The organism is Sphingomonas sp. CFBP9019 (assembly GCF_034045155.1).
GTDB classification, from domain to species: Bacteria; Pseudomonadota; Alphaproteobacteria; order Sphingomonadales; family Sphingomonadaceae; genus Sphingomonas; species Sphingomonas aerolata.
The window spans coordinates 144,291-164,930 of sequence record NZ_JAXCWK010000006.1; the positions used below are offsets into that span (position 1 = coordinate 144,291).

At 63.6% G+C, this 20,640-nt stretch carries 14 protein-coding genes, 1 tRNA gene and 1 pseudogene; 9 read left to right on the top strand and 7 right to left on the bottom strand.

Annotation, left to right across the window (positions count from 1 at the left end):
• Positions 1–3: 3 nt before the first annotated feature.
• Together SOM18_RS17890 and SOM18_RS17895 are read left to right on the top strand one after the other, a co-directional pair.
• Positions 4–1,335 carry a Gfo/Idh/MocA family protein gene (locus SOM18_RS17890; RefSeq protein WP_031439212.1) on the top strand — a complete coding sequence of 444 codons (1,332 nt, stop codon included), beginning with the start codon at positions 4–6 and terminating at the stop codon, positions 1,333–1,335.
• Between the two features lie 395 nt (positions 1,336–1,730).
• Entirely contained in the window at positions 1,731–2,498 is a 768-nt protein-coding gene (locus SOM18_RS17895; protein WP_052380805.1) for an NIPSNAP family protein, read from the top strand.
• A gap of 100 nt (positions 2,499–2,598) precedes the next feature.
• On the opposite strand, the gene SOM18_RS17900 is transcribed toward SOM18_RS17895, so the two are convergent.
• The 4 genes from SOM18_RS17900 to SOM18_RS17910 are packed head-to-tail and all read right to left on the bottom strand — an operon-like array spanning position 2,599 to position 5,260.
• Positions 2,599–3,621 carry a sensor histidine kinase gene (locus SOM18_RS17900; protein WP_052380806.1) on the bottom strand — a complete coding sequence of 341 codons (1,023 nt, stop codon included), beginning with the start codon at positions 3,619–3,621 and terminating at the stop codon, positions 2,599–2,601.
• Positions 3,614–4,483: a winged helix-turn-helix domain-containing protein gene (locus tag SOM18_RS17905; RefSeq protein ID WP_213014498.1), complete on the bottom strand. Its 870-nt coding sequence runs from the start codon at positions 4,481–4,483 to the stop codon at positions 3,614–3,616. Before SOM18_RS17905 ends, SOM18_RS17900 begins: the two co-directional genes overlap by 8 nt.
• Entirely contained in the window at positions 4,431–4,769 is a 339-nt protein-coding gene (locus SOM18_RS19435; protein WP_160172592.1) for a UrcA family protein, read from the bottom strand. The genes SOM18_RS17905 and SOM18_RS19435 overlap by 53 nt, the downstream gene beginning before the upstream one ends.
• Positions 4,766–5,260 (bottom strand): periplasmic heavy metal sensor, encoded by a 495-nt coding sequence (locus tag SOM18_RS17910; protein ID WP_052149105.1) that lies wholly within the window; start codon positions 5,258–5,260, stop codon positions 4,766–4,768. Before SOM18_RS17910 ends, SOM18_RS19435 begins: the two co-directional genes overlap by 4 nt.
• Positions 5,261–5,575: 315 nt before the next feature.
• Here SOM18_RS17910 and SOM18_RS19440 point away from each other — a divergent pair.
• The 4 genes and pseudogenes from SOM18_RS19440 to SOM18_RS17930 all read left to right on the top strand — a co-directional run.
• Positions 5,576–5,725 (top strand): annotated as a pseudogene (locus SOM18_RS19440) (arsenical resistance protein ArsH); the annotation flags it as partial.
• Positions 5,726–6,270: 545 nt separating this feature from the next.
• Entirely contained in the window at positions 6,271–6,507 is a 237-nt protein-coding gene (locus SOM18_RS17920) for a DUF3253 domain-containing protein (protein WP_081874081.1), read from the top strand.
• A gap of 631 nt (positions 6,508–7,138) precedes the next feature.
• Positions 7,139–7,819, top strand: a complete 681-nt coding sequence (locus SOM18_RS17925) for an SGNH/GDSL hydrolase family protein (RefSeq protein ID WP_320482111.1) — start codon at positions 7,139–7,141, stop codon at positions 7,817–7,819.
• Positions 7,816–9,291 carry a carboxylesterase/lipase family protein gene (locus tag SOM18_RS17930; RefSeq protein ID WP_031439219.1) on the top strand — a complete coding sequence of 492 codons (1,476 nt, stop codon included), beginning with the start codon at positions 7,816–7,818 and terminating at the stop codon, positions 9,289–9,291. Before SOM18_RS17925 ends, SOM18_RS17930 begins: the two co-directional genes overlap by 4 nt.
• On the opposite strand, the gene SOM18_RS17935 is transcribed toward SOM18_RS17930, so the two are convergent.
• Both SOM18_RS17935 and SOM18_RS17940 read right to left on the bottom strand, forming a co-directional pair.
• Positions 9,288–10,880 (bottom strand): tryptophan halogenase family protein, encoded by a 1,593-nt coding sequence (locus SOM18_RS17935; protein ID WP_042466351.1) that lies wholly within the window; start codon positions 10,878–10,880, stop codon positions 9,288–9,290. The two genes, SOM18_RS17930 and SOM18_RS17935, sit on opposite strands and share 4 nt — an antisense overlap.
• 86 nt (positions 10,881–10,966) lie before the next feature.
• Positions 10,967–14,146 (bottom strand): TonB-dependent receptor, encoded by a 3,180-nt coding sequence (locus SOM18_RS17940; protein WP_042466352.1) that lies wholly within the window; start codon positions 14,144–14,146, stop codon positions 10,967–10,969.
• Between the two features lie 255 nt (positions 14,147–14,401).
• On the opposite strand from SOM18_RS17940, the gene SOM18_RS17945 reads away from it, so the two are divergent.
• The 3 genes from SOM18_RS17945 to SOM18_RS17955 all read left to right on the top strand — a co-directional run bounded on the left by SOM18_RS17945 (position 14,402) and on the right by SOM18_RS17955 (position 19,495).
• Positions 14,402–15,370 (top strand): ROK family protein, encoded by a 969-nt coding sequence (locus SOM18_RS17945; protein WP_320482112.1) that lies wholly within the window; start codon positions 14,402–14,404, stop codon positions 15,368–15,370.
• 67 nt (positions 15,371–15,437) lie between these two features.
• A complete protein-coding gene (locus SOM18_RS17950; RefSeq protein ID WP_320482113.1) occupies positions 15,438–18,890 on the top strand; it encodes a glycosyl hydrolase 2 galactose-binding domain-containing protein in 3,453 nt (1,150 codons plus the stop codon).
• 278 nt (positions 18,891–19,168) lie between these two features.
• Complete coding sequence (locus SOM18_RS17955) at positions 19,169–19,495, top strand: hypothetical protein (protein WP_152555357.1); 327 nt, start codon at positions 19,169–19,171, stop codon at positions 19,493–19,495.
• 1,046 nt (positions 19,496–20,541) lie between these two features.
• On the opposite strand, the gene SOM18_RS17965 is transcribed toward SOM18_RS17955, so the two are convergent.
• Positions 20,542–20,618 (bottom strand) — tRNA-Met (locus tag SOM18_RS17965).
• Positions 20,619–20,640: the final 22 nt, after the last annotated feature.

A 20,640-nucleotide genomic window follows, 5' to 3' on the forward strand; every position in this document is an offset into this window, starting at 1 on the left:
AACATGACCACCAGCTTCGACCGCCGCGCCCTCTTGGTTGGCGGCCTTGCAGCCTCAGCTGCTACCGTGGTGCCGCTTGGCCAGGCCTTTGCCCAGCGCCGCGGCCGAGTCTCGGCGAACGACAAGGTCCAGGTGGGTCTGATAGGTTGCAAGGGCATGGGCTGGTCGGATCTATCGGCAATGTGCAAGCGGGCCGACGTGGCGCCCGTAGCCCTTTGCGACGTCGACGCTACGGTCCTCGCGGCACGCGGTGCCGAATTGAAGAAGGTCTCAGGCCGCACGCCGAAGCTCTACGACGACTATCGTCGGATGCTGGACGACAAGTCGATAGACGCGGTTATCATCGCCACGCCCGACCATTGGCACGCGCTTCAGCTGGTCGATACCATGTCCGCGGGCAAGGACGTTTATTGCGAAAAGCCGCTCGGAAACTCCATTGCCGAATGCCGTGCCATGGTCGCCGCCAAACAGCGTCACAATCGTGTGGTTCAGGTTGGTCAGTGGCAACGCAGCAACCAGCACTGGGCAGACGCGATCGCGCATGTTCAGTCCGGCGGCATCGGTCGGGTCCGAAAGGTCAAGGCTTGGGCGTACATGGGATGGATGAAGCGCGTCGTTCCCCAACCGGATCAGGCCCCACCCGCCGGCGTCGATTATGATAGCTGGCTGGGCCCCGCACCGCTGCGCCCCTTCAATCCCAATCGCTTCCACTTCAGCTGGCGCTGGTACTGGGACTATGCGGGTGGCCTGATGACCGACTGGGGCGTCCATCTGATGGACATCGCGCTGTTGGGCATGAAGGCAGAGGCGCCTCGTTCGGTCAGTTCGCTTGGCGGTGCCTATGGCTATCCGGGCTCTGCGATGGAAACTCCGGACACGCAGAACGCCATCTACGATTTTGGCGACTATTCCGTGGAATGGGAGCATGCGGTCGGCATCAGTCAGGGCCCCTATGGCGGCCGCGACCACGGCGTCGCCTTCGTCGGCGAGACCGGCACCCTTGTCGTCGATCGTGGCCAGTGGCGCGTCACTCCAGAGACAAGCGATGGCAAAGCCATGACTCGGGAGATCCCGGTCACGAAAGCCAAGGACGAGGGGCTCGACCGGCACACAGCCGACTTCATTGCCTGCGTTAAAGATCGCGCGCGCACGCCAGCGTGTACGATTGAGGCGGCGTCCAACACCGCGATCGTCTGCCAAATGGGAAACATCGCGTTGCGCACAGGCCGCAAGGTGAATTGGGATGCTGCATCAGGTCAGTTCAGGGATGACGCAGAAGCGAACGGACTAATCACGCCCCATTATCGTACACCCTATCGGCTGCCAGCTGCATAAGCCGGCTGGCCGCCTATGCCGACGGGGGGACCGCTGCGCCGCGCGCTCGACAGCGGCTCTTGCCAATCGCCGCCATGGACTGACCAAGTGTCGGCCGTTCGGTTGCCAGTCTCAGGTCCTCAACTCTGATCGCACTTACACATTAGCTGAACAGCTTCCTTCGGTGATTAGGCGCTGTCAGCATTTATCCAGATATCATAGCGCTGAATCAGTTAACGTCCCCCAGCTGACCCATTGGACGCAGGAATGCCGCGCGGTCGGCGCAGGTCAATCATCAGCGGGCAGACATCGCGGATTGACGACGGTTGCGGCTTGCGCTCGACTGGCCCGGACGGCTTTGCGAGGACATGATGGCATATCCAATTGATAGACGTTCGTTGCTCGCAGGTGCCGCTATGGGCGGCGTGGCGCTCGCAACTGTCGAGGCTGAGGCTCAGCCCCGCGACGCGGCAGCAACCTTGGGAATCTACGAACTGCGGACCTATCGGCTGGTAAACGGCCCCATGAAGGACCGTCTGGACGCTTATCTCAGGAACGCCTTTATACCAGCAGCACGACGCGCGGGTTGCGGGCCGGTGGGTGTATTTACGGTCGCGATCGGATCCGCAAGTCCAAGCGTCCATGTTCTCGTCCCCTATCCCTCGATCGAGGATTTCGTGGCGTTGCCCGGCAGGCTCATCGCCGATCCAAGCTACACCACGGCTGCCGGGTCGTTTTTGAAGGCGACGCCCGACGCGCCGCCATACGCGGCCCTCGAGGTGAAGCTGATGCGCGCGTTCCCTCACTTTCCTCGTCTCGAATTGACCGACGCCTCGAGCAGCAACACGCCCCGCATATTCGAACTCAGGACGTATTTCAGCCATAGCGACGCGGCAGGAATGACGAAGATCGGGATGTTCGACACGGGCGGTGAGATCGAGATATTCCGTCGAACTGGCCTAACGCCGGTCTTTTTCGCCCAGGACCTCACCGGAGCTCGCCTGCCGAGCCTGACCTACCTGCTGATCTTTCCCGACCTTGCGACCCGTGAACGAAACTGGCGTGCCTTCGGGTCGGATCCGGCTTGGCGCCGGCTTATCTCGACGCCGGGCCTTACCGACCGCGAAATCACCACCGGAATAGACAACCAGATCCTAAGTCCGGCGTCGTTTTCGCAGATTTGACCGACAAGCGGGCGTTCGCGCCCTATGTGCTCCCCGAACTTCGGTCGTCCGTTCGTTTAGATTCCCGGCCTCTTTTCGGGCGGCATTGCGGCAGAGCTGTTCATCTCGGCAATGCCACCCTGAACCGACCACCGCCCGCCTCGGCTGCGATGCAGCGCACCTCACCTCCGTGTTGCCGTGCAATCTGACGGACCAAGCTGAGACCGAGGCCATGTCCGCCATCACCCTCGTTCGCGCCGCGTGCTCTGTAGAACGGCGCGAAGATGGCCTCACGCTCGCTCGGCGGGACGCCTGCGCCACCATCGTGGACTTCAAGCGCGATCTCATTTGCGCAGGCGGTCAGCGTGACGAGGATCGGCGTTCCGCCGCCATGGCGTTGCGCGTTTTCGAGGAGATTGCGGATCATCCGCCGCAGAAGGACTGCGTCGCCGGACATCTTCACGCGCACGCCCGCGAACCGCGCGGTCGCGCGCGCACATTCTTCGGCAACGAGCGCGGTCAGATCCACGACCGTTCGCGAATTCACATGCACTGACGTCCCGTCGAGGCGGCTCGCCAACAGCACTTCCTCGACCAGCTGGTCGAGCTCCATCACATTGCGCGCTAACTCCGCGCGTACTGCGACGGACGGTGCCTCGGACAGCAACTCGATCGCCATGCGGATACGCGCAAGCGGCGATCGCAGTTCGTGGGAGGCATTGGCCAGCAGGATCCGCTGCGCGCTCATCAACGCTTCGATCCGCCCGGCCGATTGGTTGAAGCTCATTGCCAGCCGCGCAATTTCGTCGCGCCCCTCGACGGCAACCCGGCTCGACAGATCGCCTGTCCCCCAGGCATCGACGCTGGCCTGGAGCCGCTCGAGCCGGCGGGTGAGCCGGCGAACGACGGGGAATGCAGCGACCGCCACGACCACCGCAATCGCCAGCAGCAGCACCAGCATGGCGAGATGGCCACGGAAGCCCTGCATGGCCGCCGGCGCCGCGCCGTAGCGCAGGTGCGCCAGTCCAAAGAGAGTTGCCGCCGCGGTTAGGCTCGCCAGCAATGCGAGATAGATCCGCCAATACAGGCGCTGCATCAGGCGGGGTCGGCCGCTGTCTCCGTCCAGCACGTCAGGCTCAGCCATCCTGCACCCTTGCGAACACGTAACCTGACCCGCGCACGGTGATGATGCGCCGAGGCTGCCTGGGATCATCTTCGATGGCGGCACGCAGGCGTCCGATATGAACGTCAATCGATCGGTCGAACGGCTCGTGGCTTCCGCCCTTCAACGCGTCGATCAGCTGGTCGCGCGACAGCACGCGACCGGCGCGCTCGGCGAGCACCACGAGCAGATCGAACTGATAGGCGGTCAGCGGGCAACCCTGCCCGCCCAGCTGTGCCACGCGCGCATCGCGGTCGATCTCCAGCCGCCCGAACCGCAGTCGCGGCAGGCTGTCCGCCGCCGCCAGGGCCGGTCGGCGCAGCACGGCGCGTAGCCTGGCCAGCAACTCGCGGGGCTCGAACGGTTTGGGAAGATAGTCGTCAGCGCCTAGCTCCAGGCCGATTACGCGGTCGAACGGGTCACCCTTTGCCGTGAGCATCACGATCGGCACCGCGCCGGCGGGCGACGGCAGTGCGCGGATGCGACGGCAGATGTCGAGCCCGTCGCTGTCGGGGAGCATCAGGTCGAGCAGCACGGCCGCGAACCCCGCATGCTCGTGGTCGCGCAACGCGGCTAGGCCCTCCTCGCCGGTCGTGGCGTGCGCGATGAGATAGCCGTGCTGGGCCAGATAGGTCTTCACCATCGCCGCCAGGCGGCAATCGTCTTCAATCATCAGGATATGCTGAATGATGGCCTTAGCCTTCGGAAGATGATGCAGGGATGTCCAGCAGACCATACAGGCTTCGCTCAATGCACAAAGCCTGTAGGCCAGGTCCGACGATCGCGTGCCGTCAGCGACCTGTGTCGACCACGAGTGCTGCGATCTCGACCGCTTCTGCCGCATGGGCGGCAGCAATCTGGTCAAGTTGAGCCGAAGCACGGGCTATGGCAGTTCGAGTACAGCGCATCTCGCTCAGGTTCATCGCCAATGGCAAAACACCCTGGGTGGCGCATACCCGACGCGCTGCTCCATGGATGCGCCTCTGAAGGGTTGCCCGGCCGGCTTCGCCGCGTAGATCGAGATCGGCAACGCTGACGCGTTCTATCAGGGTCTGGCTTGACGGCGACGTCAGCGGCGGGGCGTCGCCTGAGACGGCCAGTATGCATATGCCAACCAAAAAGGGGCTCACAGCCCTGCTCCCTTGTGATGGACCGCTTTGAGATGAGCAGCCAATCGGACGCGCTGTGATGGTGTCAGCACCTCGGCCGCGTCGGCCAGCCCTTGGACGATCCGCCGCGAGGCACGGTCCGCCTGCTGCACCTGCTCGACACGCAATGCCTCCAACCCGGCGCGATCGATCGACGGCTGCAACAGCAGGATGTATGTACGTTGGTGCGCGGTCAGGAACTCTGCGTGAAAGGCATCCAGATCGGTATGGACCGAATTGGCGATTAGCTTCAGCTGGGCCCTTTGCTTGGGTGTGCCGTCAGGCAGAAGTTGCGTTAGCATTTTGTTGAAGTGCGCGTCGTTGATCGCAGGATCCGCTGTTGCCGAATGGCCAGGCGGCCCGTGTAGGGGCGGTACCGCCGAGGCTAGGCCAGCACCGGCGATCGCTGCGGTCCCGGCCACGACGGCCAGCAGCCCGGCAACCGTCCGGCGTCGTTGAAAATATCGGTTCATTGCACAGCGCTCCATCCAATTCAGCCGACGAACTATTCGTTGGCCGGTCTGCAATGGCAGAGCGCCTTGGCTTCAAGATGTGTACCGAGTAAAGTTTTGCAAACGTCGGCCAATTGGTGGCGACACACCTTTATCTAACTCACTGACCGCCCTGTAGCTCTTCTGTGGGCTCGACCCATATGCGACGATATCGTCGCGGCATTCCTTGCAGGGTATGAGGTGGAGACGCAGCGCCTGGAGACCGAGACGGTCAGCATCCGCCCGGATCGTGAAGTCGGACTCGCGAATCTCGACCGGCAGATCGGCCTTGCGAAGATGGAGAAGATGGTCCGCTTCACGGTCGTGCTCCGCCCTCACGCGGCCCAGCTCGTCGACCGGTATTCGGAACGGGAGGATGCCGGCGTGCCGATCGATCCGACAATCGATCTGTCGAGCATCGCTACGGCGTCGCATCGACCACGGTGAACGAATGCCAAATTTGGGCAGGCACGTTCCAGCGCTCCGGCTTTGACCAGACCTGATTCCACCATCTTAGCTATGGGGCGAGTTGGTCTTAATATTCGCACTACGCGCTGGCATAATAACCACGACAGCCCCGGAGCTTTCGCTTCGGGGCTGTCGTGGTTGGTTGCGGGGACAGGATTTGACCGCTGCAGAACTCGTTGTCGCCTGAGCGGGGGGACTGTCGTCCGCTCCTAGTTGCTTAGGGCAAAAGCACCACGTCCAGCGTCTATGTCTGCATTTGAAGGTGCCGCCTTTGAGGGCGGCGCCTTCACCCAAAAGGGTAGAGTTGTCGACATCGTGTGTTCGGACCGATCGTTGCTCGCCTTGATATGAGGGCTGGCCCCACAAAGCGGTGATCTTCGCCGCGATTATAAGCTCGATTCCGCGCTGCGCGCGCGGCGGTCAGTTGCTCTTTACTTAGCCCGCATGGCGCCGACCAAGATCTGGAAGGCACCGAATGCCAATAGCAACTTGACCAGCCGGAGTGCGCGGTCGACGCAGTCTGGATGACGGATCCGAAGGCAGCCACTCTTTCCCTGCTCGAGCGCCGCGCACCCGGGGCGACGATATGCCCAAGCGAGGTGGCCCGTTCAATGGCACAGGATTGGCGCAGCGCAATGCCTGCAGTCCACGAAGCGATAGACGAGCTAGTCAGCGACGGGCTGGTACAGCTTAGCTGGAAGGGAAAGCCGCTTGCAAAGCGCTCAGGGCCGTACAGAATCCGCAATCTTGGCGGCGATTGAAGCTAGGGCTTAATTCGCATGTTTTGCCCATTCCAGTATCAGACGTCCGCACAACAACGTCATATTCAGCAGCTGCGGCTGCGGCGACCCACAGGCAGACTTTCATGCCGCTCCTTCTGCTGCCCGCAATCAGACATCGGTTTAGGTTGGCGCGCTGTGCTCCTTGGTCGCTTGCGGCACGAACACCGAGAGCGCGAGCGTGACGCCTACGATTATCAGGACGCCCCAGAACGTCAGGTGCAGGCCGCGCGCTAGCCCTGCCCACTTCGCCACTGTGCTTGCCGCCGACCCCTGCCCCACGAGCATCTACTGAACCTGTTGCAGCGGCCCAGCGGGTCCGCGTTCTAGGCTGGTAAGCACAGTGCCCAGCACCGCCGCCCCAAGCGTGCTGCCAGATCGCAGGCAACAAGGTGGAGGCCGTCGTGGCGCCACGCTCTGCCAAACCCACGCTGCCCTGGATCAGTGTAAGGATAAGGCACCACAACCCATCGTTGGCAGGTCGCACAAAATTTAGCTTTGCCGTCTCATTATGCGATAGCGCTGCGAGAATTCCGGAGCGCAATATGAAAACGATCTTACTCAGCTTGTCTCTGGCAGCAGTGGCCGCACCGACAATCGCGAAGACGATGATGTGAAGGCCAGCGCCGCGCGCCAAGCGGAGGAGCGGTTGCATACCGATTGGGCATGGCTCGGCCGCTACATGGAGGCCAATACGGCCTTGCCTGCCGGCATGGCGGGCCCACGCGTCGTCTTCATCGGCGATTCAATCACGCAGGGCTGGTTCGACATGGCCCCTACCTTCTTTACCGACAACAACCGCATCGGACGCGGGATCGGCGGGCAGACAACGCCGCAGATGGTGTTGCGCTTTCGCCAGGACGTGATCGATCTGAAACCCGCAGTCGTACAGATCATGGCCGGCACCAACGACATCGCCGGTAATACCGGGCCGATGACGCCCGACCAGTCGAAGGCCAATATCATGACGATGGCGGAACTCGCGCGCGCGCACGGGATCCGCGTGATCCTCGCCTCGATCCCGCCCGCCGCGAATTTTCCGTGGCGGCCCGGCCTCGAAACCGCCGACAAGATCGTGGCGATGAATAGCTGGTTGAAGGGATATGCTGCGCAGACCGGCGCTACCTATGCCGATTATTGGACGGCACTACACGACGGCAAGGGGTTCCGCGCGAGCCTGACCTATGACGGCGTCCATCCGAACAAGGCGGGATATGCCGTCATGGGACCGGTTGCCGAAGCGGCGATCCGCGCGTCGCTCGCCAAGCCGGCGCCAAAGGCGCTCGCCCAGTGATCGTCCTCGCGCTGGCGCTCGCAGCCGTCACCGCCGGCCCGGTGGTGCGCGCCGACGATGGTCCGGTCCGCGGCGAGGCGCTTGCGAACGGCGGTGCAGTGTTCCGCGGCATCCGCTTCGCCAAACCGCCGACCGGACCGCTGCGGTGGCGCGCGCCCGAACGGCCGACGCGTTGGACTGAACCTGTCGAGGCAATTGCGACCCATGCGGCCTGTCCGCAACCCGTCTATGGCGACTGGAACCGGGACGCGGCGATCAATAGCTCGGAGGATTGCCTGTTCCTCGACGTACGCACGCCGACGTCGAGCGCGACCGCGGCGCTGCCGGTGCTGGTATGGATCCACGGCGGTGGCAATCGCGCGGGCGCCGGGGGCGGCACCGTCGAATCGCGGATCACCGAAGCGGGCGTCGTGCTGGTGAGTGTCCAGTACCGCCTCGGCGCGCTAGGCTTCCTGTCGCATCCCGCCCTCAGCCGTGAACAGGGCGGGCATTCGGGCAATTACGCGCTGATGGACCAGCAGGCGGCGCTCGCCTGGGTCCAGCGCAACATCGCGCGCTTCGGGGGCGATCCAAAGCGCGTCACGATTGCGGGGGAATCCGCCGGCGCGCAGGACGTCGCGCTACACCAGCTGGCCCCGGCTTCGCGCGGATTGTTCGCGCAGGCGATCCAAGAAAGCGGAACGCCCGGTTTCGGCGTCGCGCCGCGCACGCTCGCGCAGAACGAACGCCTGGGTGAACGTCTCATAAGGGCCGCCGGACTGCCGGATACGGCCCCGACCGCCCAGCTCCGCAACCTGTCCGTCGACAAAATCCTGGAGGCGCAAGACGCAGTCGATGTTCCCGATCTGGACGATGACAGCTTCATCTGGTTGCAGGCGGTAATCGACGGTCGCGTCCTGACCGACACGCCCGCCAAGCTGCTGGCGAGCGGCCGGTTCGCACGGACGCCGCTCGTCATCGGCGTCAACGCGAAGGAACTGCCCCTACATGGCGGTCGCGCGGCGGCGGAGGCGACGGTTCGACGCGAATTCGGTGCGGGCGCCGACCGGGCGCTCGATCTCTACGGTTTCCAGCGAGGCGGCACGCCGGTCGATGATCTGCGCCTGGGTGACGTCACCGCGCAGATCGCCGATGACGTGACCTTTCGCTGTCCGACGATCGCCGTCTCCAAGGCATTCGCACGCATCGGTGTACCGGTGTGGCAGTATCAGTTCGACTACGCGCCGGCTGGCGGCACGGTCAGCCATGCAAGCGAGATCGGCTATGTGTTCAACCCGCCGCAACCCGGCCAGCCGCCGCTGCAACGCTATTGGGTCAACTTCGTCAGAACCGGTAATCCCAACAGCGCCGGGTTGCCCCTATGGGCGCGCTATTCGGTCGACACGCGCGCTTACATGGCGTTCGAACAGACCGGCCCGGCTGCGCGGCGAGACCTGCGCGGGCCAATCTGCACGCTGCGCGACACTCCCTAACGCGCCGGCATCATCAGGCGATCAGGAGGGCCGCCCGGCTCGGCAGGCTGCGCGAGCCCCGGACTGCGCGCAGCCAGGCCGAGGAACGCGTCGTGCGGCTGCGCGAGCGCAACAGCCTGTGCAATCGACTCCTTCATCCGGGCAAATGCCGATTCAAGGTCCGGAACCGAGAAATGGTCGGCACCGGGATCATGCGCGGCCGCGTCGATCCCGAAGCCTGCATACATCGACAGCCAGCTCGGATCCTGGAACGATTCCCACTCATACCGGACCAGATGGCCGCGCGCCTTGAACAACCGGAGCTTGTGCGCCAGCGCCTCGGGAAGCGCCGTGTCGCGGCAGCGATCCCACATCGGCTCTCCACGCCTGACATTGGCAAAATAATGGAGCAGCAGGAAATCGCGGATCCGCTCATATTCCAGCCCGGTCGTGCGATTATATTCCTCCGCCAGCGCGGGATCAAACCCGCAATCGGGCAGCAAGGCGAGAAGCTTTTCGATACCCGTCTGTATCAGCGTGATGCTGGTCGATTCGAGCGGTTCCATGAAGCCCGCGGCGAGACCAAGTGCGACACAGTTCCCCTGCCAGAAGGCCGTACGCCGCCCAGTGCGAAAGCGGATCATGTTTGGCTCGCCTAGCGCTTCGCCCTCGAGCCTCCCCTTCAGCGTAGCGACCGCCTCGTCGTCAGAGATGTGACGGCTCGAATAGACATACCCGTTGCCGACGCGGTGCTGGAGCGGGATGCGCCACTGCCAACCGGCTTCGAGCGCGGTGCTGCGTGTATACGGGGTCAGCGGCCCCGATCGCGTGCATGGCATCGCCACTGCCCGGTCGCACGGCAGCAGGTTCGTCCAGTCTTCATACGGCACGCCCAGGGCGCCGCCGAGCAGCAGCGACCGGAACCCCGAGCAGTCGATGAATAGATCGCCGTCGATCGCCTTGCCGCAACTGGTGTCCACCCCGCTGATGAACCCCGTGCGACCGTCGACGCGCACATCGGTGATAGTGGCATCGATGTGTTCGACGCCCCATGCGATCGCCTTCTGCGCCAGGAACCGTGCGAATAGCCCGGCATCGAAGTGCACCGCCCAGTCGAAAAACAGCAGATCATGAACCGGCCGGTCGGTCGGCGGCATGAACAGGTTGCGCTCCGCCAGCGCGGTCGCGAGACAGAAATCGGCCAGCGGCGAAGCGTGACCGGCAGCGTTCATCTTGCGCCAGTAATGATGGAACGCCACGCCGCGCGATCGCATGCCGTACAGGCCGAACGGGTGGAAGAAGCGCTCGCCTTCGCGCTTCCAGTCGACGAACTCGATGCCGAGTTTGACCGTGCCCTGCGTCGCCGCCATCACCTCCTGCTCGGTGACGCCGATTTCGCGGAAGAAATCGCGGATGCCCGGCACGGTCGCCTCGCCGACGCCGACCGTGCCGATCGCGCTGGAGTCGACGACCGTGATCTTGACCGGCTGGCGGTCGAGCCGCCGGGCGAGCAACGTTGCCGCCATCCACCCCGCCGTGCCGCCCCCGACGATGACGATCGAGCGCAGCGGCCCGCGGGCGGATGCCGGACCCGGTGTTCTGCCCGTCATGACCAACTCCCCGTCAACGCAGTCCGGCGTACAGGTGCCCGCCACCCCGATGAAAGCCGGCGGGCATTTGCGTCACACATTACGCCTCAGAACTTGAAGCGTGCACCCGCCATGAACCGGCGCTCGTAAATGTTGTTGTAGGCCTTCTCGTCCGGGAAGGTCAGATAGTATTTCTCGTATTCTCCGGTCAGGTTCGACCCTTGCGCATACAGCGTCAGGTTTGGCGTGAAGTCGTAGCTGATCGACGCGTCAACATAATTGGTTGGTTGCTGATAGAGTTCGAGACCCTGGATACCGCCGAAATTCTGCTGCACCGCGCGCTTAGAGCGATAATTCCACGCGACACGCGCCTGGAAATGATCGTCCTGGTAGAAGCCCGCCAGATTGGTCTGGATCTTCGAATTATCCTGGAACGGGATCGCATCGCCCTTCAGATCGACCGCGCCGGAGTCGGACGGCGAATAGGTGATGTTCGCGTCGATACCGAAGTTGGTCAGGATCGACGGCATGAAGCCTAGGTCGCTGAACGACTGTTTCCAGCCTGCCTCGACGCCCTTCAGCGTCCCGCCATCGCCCTGCACCGGCGTGCTGATCGAGACCGTCCGGTTGCGGACGACGCCGTCATTGTCGGGCAGGTCGGTGCGGACGATGTTGCCCGACTGGATGAAGCTCGCAACGTCGATGTAGAAGGCGCCGACGCTGATCAGGCTGCTCGCGCCGATATAATATTCGAGCGATCCCTCGACGTTGGTGGCGCGCCACGGATCGAGCTGCGGGTTGCCGTTGGAACTGCCGCCGGTGACGCGGAACACGGGCGAACCGGGGTTGCTCGTGTCGATCGCATAGGTCGGGTTAAGGCCGCCGCCCCATTGGTTGAGGTCGAGCAACGTCATCGTCTTCGAATAGGCAAGCCGCAGCTTCACATTCTCGACGAGGTTGAACGCGAGATTGAAGGCGGGCAGGAAGTCGGTGAAGCTGCGCTTGGTCTCGACGGTGCCGTTGCTCAGATTGGCCAGGCCATAGGGCTGTGGCGAACCGGTGACGAACTGCGTGATGTCGAGCTTGGTGTTGATGACCTTGAGGCCCGCATTGCCCGACACCGGGATGCCGAACACGTCGCCCTTGACGTTGAGCTGCGCGTAGCCCGAAATCTGCTTCACGCCGACGTTGAACGACGCGCCGGGGTTCTGCACTTCCACGTTGCCGGGATAAAAGCTGTTCTGGAACGCCAGCGCGTTGTCCATCACCTTGGGATCCAGCACGTAGATCGGCGGCAGGCCAGCGCCCGGCAGGTTGTACTGCTTGACCTGCCCGTTGAAGATCGGATCGCTCGCCTTGCGGACCTGCCCTGCGGTGTAGGGAGCGAAGCTGGCGGTCCCGAACGTGCCCGTACCGGCACGGCACGAGGCATCGTTCAGGGGGACGTCGAATGCCTTCCATTTGACCAGGCAGCCACCCGCCTGCGACGCCTGCCCGGCATAGAGCGGTGCCGCGCGATCAAATTCGAAATCGTCGACCGTGCGCTCGCTATACCGGCCACCCAGGGCCAGGCTGACATTGTCGTTCGCCTCGTAGGAGACGTCACCGCGGATCAGCTTGAGGTCGCCCTTGCGCCGGTAATTGCCCTCCGACGAGGTCGTCTTCATCGTGTAGCTGTCGATATTGCCGAGCGCGTTCGTCAGCTGCGATGGCAGCGTGAACACGGGCTGGTTGCCGGTGAAATCGACCGTCGCTGGTAGCGACGCCGCGCCCGCCAAGGTGTTGACGACATAGCCGCCGGGATTGAACGCGACGTCTCCCGTCGGATAATGACCGATCCCGCCCGGCTGCCACTGCGCGCCGTTGGACGGGCTGAACTGCAGATAGCTCTGGTCGTAGTTCGAATAGGCCTTGCCGTAGATACCGCGCAGGCTTGCCTTGAAGCGACCGCCATTGTCGTACTTGAGTTCCACATTGTAGTTCTGCGACTGCGACTTGAAGCGATCATTCTGCGCGTACGAGTCGAAGTTGCCGAGATCGTAATTATAGACTTGTGTGGTGTTCAGGTCATAGTCGCGAGTCACGCCGCCGTTGCTGAGCGAAACAACCGAACCCGTGTTACGCGACTGCCCCGGGACGAATTCGGCCGCCTGCCAGTTGACGTTCTGCATCTGGATGCCGGCAGTCCGGTCGTTCTCGTTCTGGCGGGTGAAGAACGCGTCGGCGTTCAAGGTCAGCGCATCGCTGATCTCCCACTGCGCCGAGGCATTGATACCGATCCGCTCGCGCTGGTTCACCTTGTCCCAGGCGGTGAAACCCTGTGGGACGATGAACGCGTCGTTCGAGTCACCGTCGCCGTTCACGTCGCGGCCGGTACCGACGATCGTGCCCTTGGGACGATTGGCGGGCGAAAAGCCGCTGCTCAGGTTGACGTCGCCAGTCGGGTTGGCGGCAGTGTTGAACTGCTCGTTGTGGAGCGCTGCGCCATAGCCTTCCTGGATGCCGTTGTGCGAGTTCGACAGATGCAGGTTCGAATAGGCCCCGGACACGAGGAAGCCGACCTTCTCACCACGGAAGCCGAACAAGCCGTTCAGGTTTGGATCGAATTCCTTGGTCTTGTCGCCGTACGCGCCCTCGGCGGCAGCCGCGAAGGTGAAGCCCTTCTTCAGGTCGAACGGACGGCGCGTGCGCAGATTGACGGTGCCGGTGATGCCCGCGTTGAGCAGGTCCGCCGTGCTCGACTTGATGACGTCGGCGCCGGCGAACAGCTGCGACGGGATGTCGTTGAAATTCGGTTGGATCGTTGTGATCGACTGCGCGCCGAGATAGGCCTCGCCGTTGAGCAGCGTCGTCACCTGTGGCAGGCCGCGAATGTTGATTGCGGCCCCCTCACCCGCGTCGCGGCGGATCTGCACGCCAGGGATACGCTGGAGCGAATCCGAGATGGTCACGTCGGGCAGCTTGCCGATGTCTTCGGCGGAGATCGAATCGGTGACCGACGCGGCATCGCGCTTCAGGTTGACCGCACGCCGCTGCGCGCCGCGAATGCCGGTAACGACGATGTCCTCGCTTTCTGCGGCGGCATCACTCGTCGGGGTGGTCGGGGTTTGCGTTTCGCTCGCCTGATCGGCCGCAGCCGCGGACGGCGATGCAGCCTGATCTGTGGGCGCGCTTTGCAACACCCCCTGCGTCGTCGATGTTTGCTGCGCGAGCGCAGTACTGCTGCTGACCAACGCCGTCACCGACGCGGCGACCATCAATATGTTCTTGGATTTTGCGCGCAACATTCCGACCCTCTCCCTCACAATCAACACCGCCAGCGATTGGCGAACGCTTTAGCCTGCGAGAATGAAGTTGATCGGCGCCGCGGCGCCCTACCCCTCTCCCACGTGCCAGCCGCAACTTACCGTTGTCTTGGCACCCGTGTTCTACCGCGCCGCAAAGCGCCGTCAATTGGATAATCAATTTGCGTTTATTTTTCGAACTGGCATTGTCGATCGGGATGGCCGTGCAGCGGTCACGAGCGTGGGGGGGAGGATATCGTGGGGGAGAGTGGTACCATTGCCAACATCGGCGGGCTGGTATGCGAAGATGCTGCACCGGCGCTGGGTATCGATTTCGGCGGTACGAAGATCGAAGCCGTGCTGCTCTCGAAAAACGGCGCGGCTGCGTGGCGGCAACGCATTCCCAATCCCGGCAGCTACGACAGCGCGCTGACCGCGATATCAAACCTGGTCGCCGCGGCGGACGACGCCGGGGGCGCGCGCTGCACGGTCGGGATCGGTGCACCGGGCTCGCCGTCACCGCGAACCGGGATCATGCGCAACAGCAACTCTACCTATCTCAATGGTCGCCCCTTTCGCGAGGACCTCGCCCGGGCGCTCGGTCGCCCCGTACGGCTGGTCAACGATGCCAATTGCCTCGCTCTGTCGGAGGCGATCGATGGTGCCGCTGAGGGTGCACAGAGCGTCTTTGCGCTGGTGATCGGTACCGGAGTCGGTGGTGGCGTTGTGCTGTCCGGCGCCGCGATTGATGGTGCACACGGGATCGCTGGCGAGATCGGCCATCTGCCCCTGCCCTGGCCCGGCGGACGCGAGGCCGATCCTCCGCCATGCTGGTGCGGGCTGTCGGGCTGCATCGAGAGCTGGGTTTCGGGTACCGGCTTTGCGCGGGCCGCGGCCACCGAACACGGGCTGGCGCTCAGCGCGCCCGACATCGTTGCCGCGGCGCGCTCCGGCGACCCCGCGGCCCGCGCCGCGCTGGATGCCTATGTCGATCGCCTCGGTCGTGTGCTCGCGCTCGTCGTCAACCTGCTCGACCCCGAGGTGATCGTCCTTGGCGGCGGCATGTCGAACGTCACCGAAATCTACGCTGGCCTGCCCGATGTCGTGCGCCACCACACGTTTTCCGACCTGTGGGACGGCCGTATCGTGCCCGCACGCTGGGGCGACGCCTCCGGCGTTCGCGGTGCCGCAAGATTGTGGACAAAGGATCCGCAGGTCGGTCACTGACCCGGCATACCGCGGCTCAAAATTGACCGGCAGCACTGCCAAGCCGGCACCTCAGGAGGGACTATTAATGCGACTGGCGACACTGACCACCCTGTTACTGCTAGGAACGGCCCTGTCGGGCGCGGTCGCAGCGCAAACCGCGCCAGCCGCCGCGCCAGCAGCGATCGGCAACGCCGGCCCCTATAACGTCGACATCCTCGCCGGCGGGATCGGCGTCGAGCGCGACCTGACCGGCGCGCAGGCAGGGGTCGCCGCCGATGCGCCCTGGACTCTGTCGACCTGGGTCCGGCCCGGTGCGACGCGCATGACCGGCACCCTGCTGGCCGTCGGCGATCCGCTAGGGGCCTGCCGCTGTCTCTCGCTCGTCGATGGCCGCGTCACCGGCGCCGACGGCAGCGTCCGCGTCACCGGCGGAAGCATGCTCGCCGCCGGTCGCTGGACGCATGTCGCCGCCGTGTCGGACGGTCGCACGCTGACGCTCTATGTCGACGGCCGGCCGGTCGCGTCGCGCGCCGGCCGCTCGGTCGCCGTCACGCCCCGTCTGGCACTGGCACCCGTTACCGGCACCGGCCGCGCGAAGCAGCATTTCGGCGGATCGCTGGCCAACGCGACGTTCGACACGCGCGCGCGGAGCGCCGCGGCACTGGCCGACGAAGCCCGCGCGCAGCCAGACTTCGCGCTCGTCCAGTTCTGGCAGGTCGGCGTCGGCTGGCCGCTCCAGAAACAAGCCAATATCGGTTTGACGCAGCAACAGGATCCGTGGACGCTGCCAAAGGCACGCGGCGACGCCACCACGCCGCCGGTCTTAAATATGCCCTTGCCGCCAACGGGGTTGGCGCCGGCACGCGACGGCCGCTGGCTGGTGAACGGCTGGCAGCTCGCCGCCGCGCCGGACGTGCGCGACGATGGTGCGACGCTGTCACGTCCGGGCGTGCCCAGCGGCACCTGGCGTGCCGCAACCGTGCCGGGCACCGTGCTGACCACGCTGGTCGATCGCGGAGTCTATCCCGACCCCTATTACGGGTTGAATAACCTCAAGATTCCCGAAAGCCTCGCCCGGCAGGATTACTGGTACCGCACCAGCTTCACAGTCCCGCCCGAAGCCGCCGGAAAGCGGCTTACGCTCGTCTTCGGCGGCATCAACTATGCCGCGGACGTCTGGGCAAACGGCCGCAAGCTCGGCAGCACACGCGGCGCATTCATCCGCGGCCAATTCGATCTCATCCCCGTCGCCGGTGACAATGTCGTCGCGGTGCGCGTGTCGCCGCCGCCCCATCCCGGCATTCCGCACGAACAGTCGATCAGCGCCGGCGTCGGCGAGAATGGCGGGCAGCTCGCCATCGACGGTCCGACCTTCGTCGCCACCGAAGGGTGGGACTGGATTCCCGGCATCCGCGACCGCAACACCGGGCTGTGGCGTCCGGTCGAACTGCTGGCGCATGGCGACGTCCGCCTGCTCGACCCACAGGTCGTCACCGACCTGCCGCTGCCACGGACCGACCGTGCCGATGTTTACATCACCGTCCCCGTTCGCAACGACGGCACCACGCCGCGCAGCGTCACCGTTCGCGCGGCGTTTGGCGACGTGCATGTCGAGAAGACGGTGACCGTATCGCCCGGCGAGACGAAGGTCGCCTTCTCGCCCAAGGACTTCGCCCAGCTGCGCGTCGCAAATCCGAAACTCTGGTGGCCGAACGGCTATGGCGAGCAGGCGCTGTACCAATTGTCGCTCGAGGCGCTGGCTGATGGCCGGCTGTCGGACACGCGTACCGACCGGTTCGGGATCCGTGAGGTGAGCTACGACCTGTCGCTGTTCGATACCGCGGGCGCGCTCCGGCGGGTCAATCTGCAGTTCACCGATGGCAGCCTGCGCGGCGAACGTCTTATCGACGTCCGTCACGAAGCGATCAAGCAGTCGCCGAACGGGTGGACCGAGTCGCTGACCGTCGCCGGCCAAACCTCACCGGCGGTGACGCCTGTCGAGGAGACGATGCCCGAGCCGCATTTGACCATCCGCGTGAACGGCGTGCAGATCGCGGCGCGCGGCGGCAACTGGGGCATGGACGATGCGATGAAACGCGTCGGCCGGGACCGGCTGGCACCCTATTTCCGTCTCCAGAAGGAGGCGCACATGAACGTCATCCGCAACTGGATGGGTAATAACACCGAAGCCGAGTTTTTCGACCTCGCCGACGAGACCGGCATGATGGTGCTCAACGATTTCTGGCAATCAACGCAGAATTTCCAGGTCGAGCCGCAGGACCCAGAGCTCTTCCTGAAGAATGCGGACGACGTCGTGCGGCGCTATCGCAATCACCCGTCGATCATCCTGTGGTTCGGCCGCAACGAAGGCGTGCCCTATCCCGCGCTCAACGAAGGGCTCGACGATCTCATCGCGCGCGAGGATGGCACGCGCTGGTTTACGGGCAGCTCGAACGTCGTCAACCTGCAGGGGTCGGGGCCGTACAACTACCGGCCACCGGTGGGCTATTTCACCGATCTGGCCAGCGGCTTCTCAGTCGAAACGGGAACGCCGTCGCTCTCGACGCTTGAATCCGTCCGCGCCACCATGCCCGATAGCGAGACCTGGCCGCTCAGCGACACGCTGGCCTATCACGACTGGCACTTTGCCGGGAACGGCGACACCAAGACGTTCATGACGACGCTGGCGACGATGTTCGGGCCTGCGACGAGCTTCGCCGATTTCGAGCGGAAAGCGCAGATGATGAATCTCGAGACGCACAAGGCGATGTATGAAGGGTTTCTGGGCCATCTCTGGACCAAGAACTCCGGCCGGCTCCTGTGGATGACCCACCCGGCCTGGCCGTCGAACGCATGGCAGATCTACAGCTGGGACTATGATACCCATGCGGCATATTACGGGGCGAAAAAGGCCGCGGAGCCGCTCCACGTTCAGCTGAACCTGCCGGGCAACGAACTGGTCGTGCTCAATACCACCCGCGAGCCACGCCCCGGCCTTCGCGTTCGCACGCGGGTGGTCGGGCTCGACAATGCCGAACTGTTCAGCCGCGAGGATCGTCTCGATGCAAAGGCGAATGCGGCAACCCCGCTTGCCGCCGTGCCACTCGACCGCCTGTTCGCATCGCATCCGATGCTTCTGGTCAAGCTCGACATGACCGATCAGTCCGGCACGACGGTTGCGGAGAATTTCTACTGGCGCGGCAAGGACGAGGCTGCCTATCAGATGCTCAACAGCCTGCAGAGCGTTACCCTGAGCAGCTCGGTCGCCGCCCCGATATCGGTCGGTGACGACATGATGGTCGCCGTGACGCTCACCAATGCGACCAAGGTGCCCGCGCTCAATGCGAAGCTGACGCTGGTCGATACGGCGGGAAAGCGCATCCTGCCGGCATTCTACAACGACAATTATGTCGCGCTCCTGCCCGATGAGACCCGGCGCATTGAAATCCGCTATCCAAAGACGGTCGGCGCGGCACCGGCGGCGGTGACGTTACGAGGCTGGAACCTCCCGGAAATGACGCGTCCGATCGGACGATAGCGCGTTTGATCGTACGCAGGTCATGATGGGGCGCGACTGCGTCGCCGCCCCTGATGTTCAGAACTACGTCCGGATCAGGACGCTTTGAAGGGCGACGGGGCACACCTGAATATACGGCGCTCTACGTTAAAAGTGCTACCTAATGCGGACTGCCGGCTTTCCACCAAGGAGCGACACTCGGCCCCCCGCCCCTTCTCCTCAACGAACGTCCGTTTATGCCGATCGCCTGCCGAAAGCAGACAGGCTGCTTTCAACCAGTTTTGCATGCACGAGGTCTGGTGTTGCCGAAAACCGCGGGGTGGCTCAAAAAACTACGTGGCGGTAAATCGTACGACCGCACGACATCGGCCACCGCGCTACTCCTCCTCATCGTTGCGCAACTGACCAGCACCGAGATCGGCAAGGACCGTATTGCTGAAAGCGACGCGGCGATCTTCGCGCGGACGATCGAGATCATCGTCGTGCCATGTGAAGACCGCCGATCAACCAGCTTCCGCATGCTCGATCCTGGAGGTTCGAGGCCGACACCGCGGATTGCCGCGACGGCGCGGAACCGACCCCTCGCACCGCCACGTCGGGCCAATCAATATCTAACTCGTGGATAATCCGGTCGAGCGTTTGCGCCTTTGACCAAGTGCGGACATTTTCGATCCGCGACAGGGCAACGCGGGTCATTCCTACACCGAAGGCAAGTGCTTTTACTGATCGCCCTAGAGTGCCTTTCACGTATGTACGATGATCCCTGAGTATCTCTCCGAGCTCCGGCCGCAGATGACTGATGCCTTGTGGCAGTCGCATCCGGGCGGGGGACTATCTGATTTCATGAAACCGGCATGTAACATCACGTGTATTTCGTACGTACCCGCGGACAGCCGTAACACAACGCTGGTATGGCCGCTGCACGGATAATGTTGGCACAGGGACCAGAAGCGCAACAAGCGCTCGCCGAGCTTGTGCGCTTGCTGGCAAGGGAAGCGACCATCGAACATGCATGCGGGACTCCCGTGCCGCCGAGGCGGTGAAACAAAGGCAGGCCGAGACATCGGCTATTACCACATGGAAAAGCTCACTAGCCTTGACCGCCTACCCTACAACGGCTTCATGGTTTCCTGTTTTCCAGCAAAGATAGAGAATGGTCCCGCTGGCTGGCCACGAGCGGTCGCTATACTTAACGATTGACATATCCACCTCAGGATTGTGACACGCAAAGTTTAAAGCCTGCGACGGCGGCAGTTCAGCTTGATGTGGTGAAGCTGGTGCGAGAGTGTCGCGCCGCGGTGTCGCAGGCTGGCCAAGATCTGGACTTGCCCGATAACCTGCTTTGCAAGTGAGGGCATGATATAACGTTCGAGTCCTTGGCGTCACCTGAGGGGCTAGCCGATGTCCTGGTTCTGAAAAGCGCTCGGTGTTCTGCGCAGCAAGCTCGGGCACTCGACCCTGGGCTATCACAGTTCTACAGATTTTGAACGGCAGGCACAGGTAGCTTAACCTCGCGTCTATTGGCCCAGCAGCGGCTTATGGCGTTGGGGTCACAGATGACAAAGTTCATGCCACACCCACGCCAATGAGGGGCAAAACTGGTCAGAGATATGAATACGCTGCACAACCGACAACGCCGCCCGTGAAGGCGGCGATTGTAGTTCTATATCGGTGGTTGCGGGGACAGGATTTGAACCTGTGACCTTCAGGTTATGAGCCTGACGAGCTACCGGGCTGCTCCACCCCGCGACGGTCCGGTTAGGGACGTAAG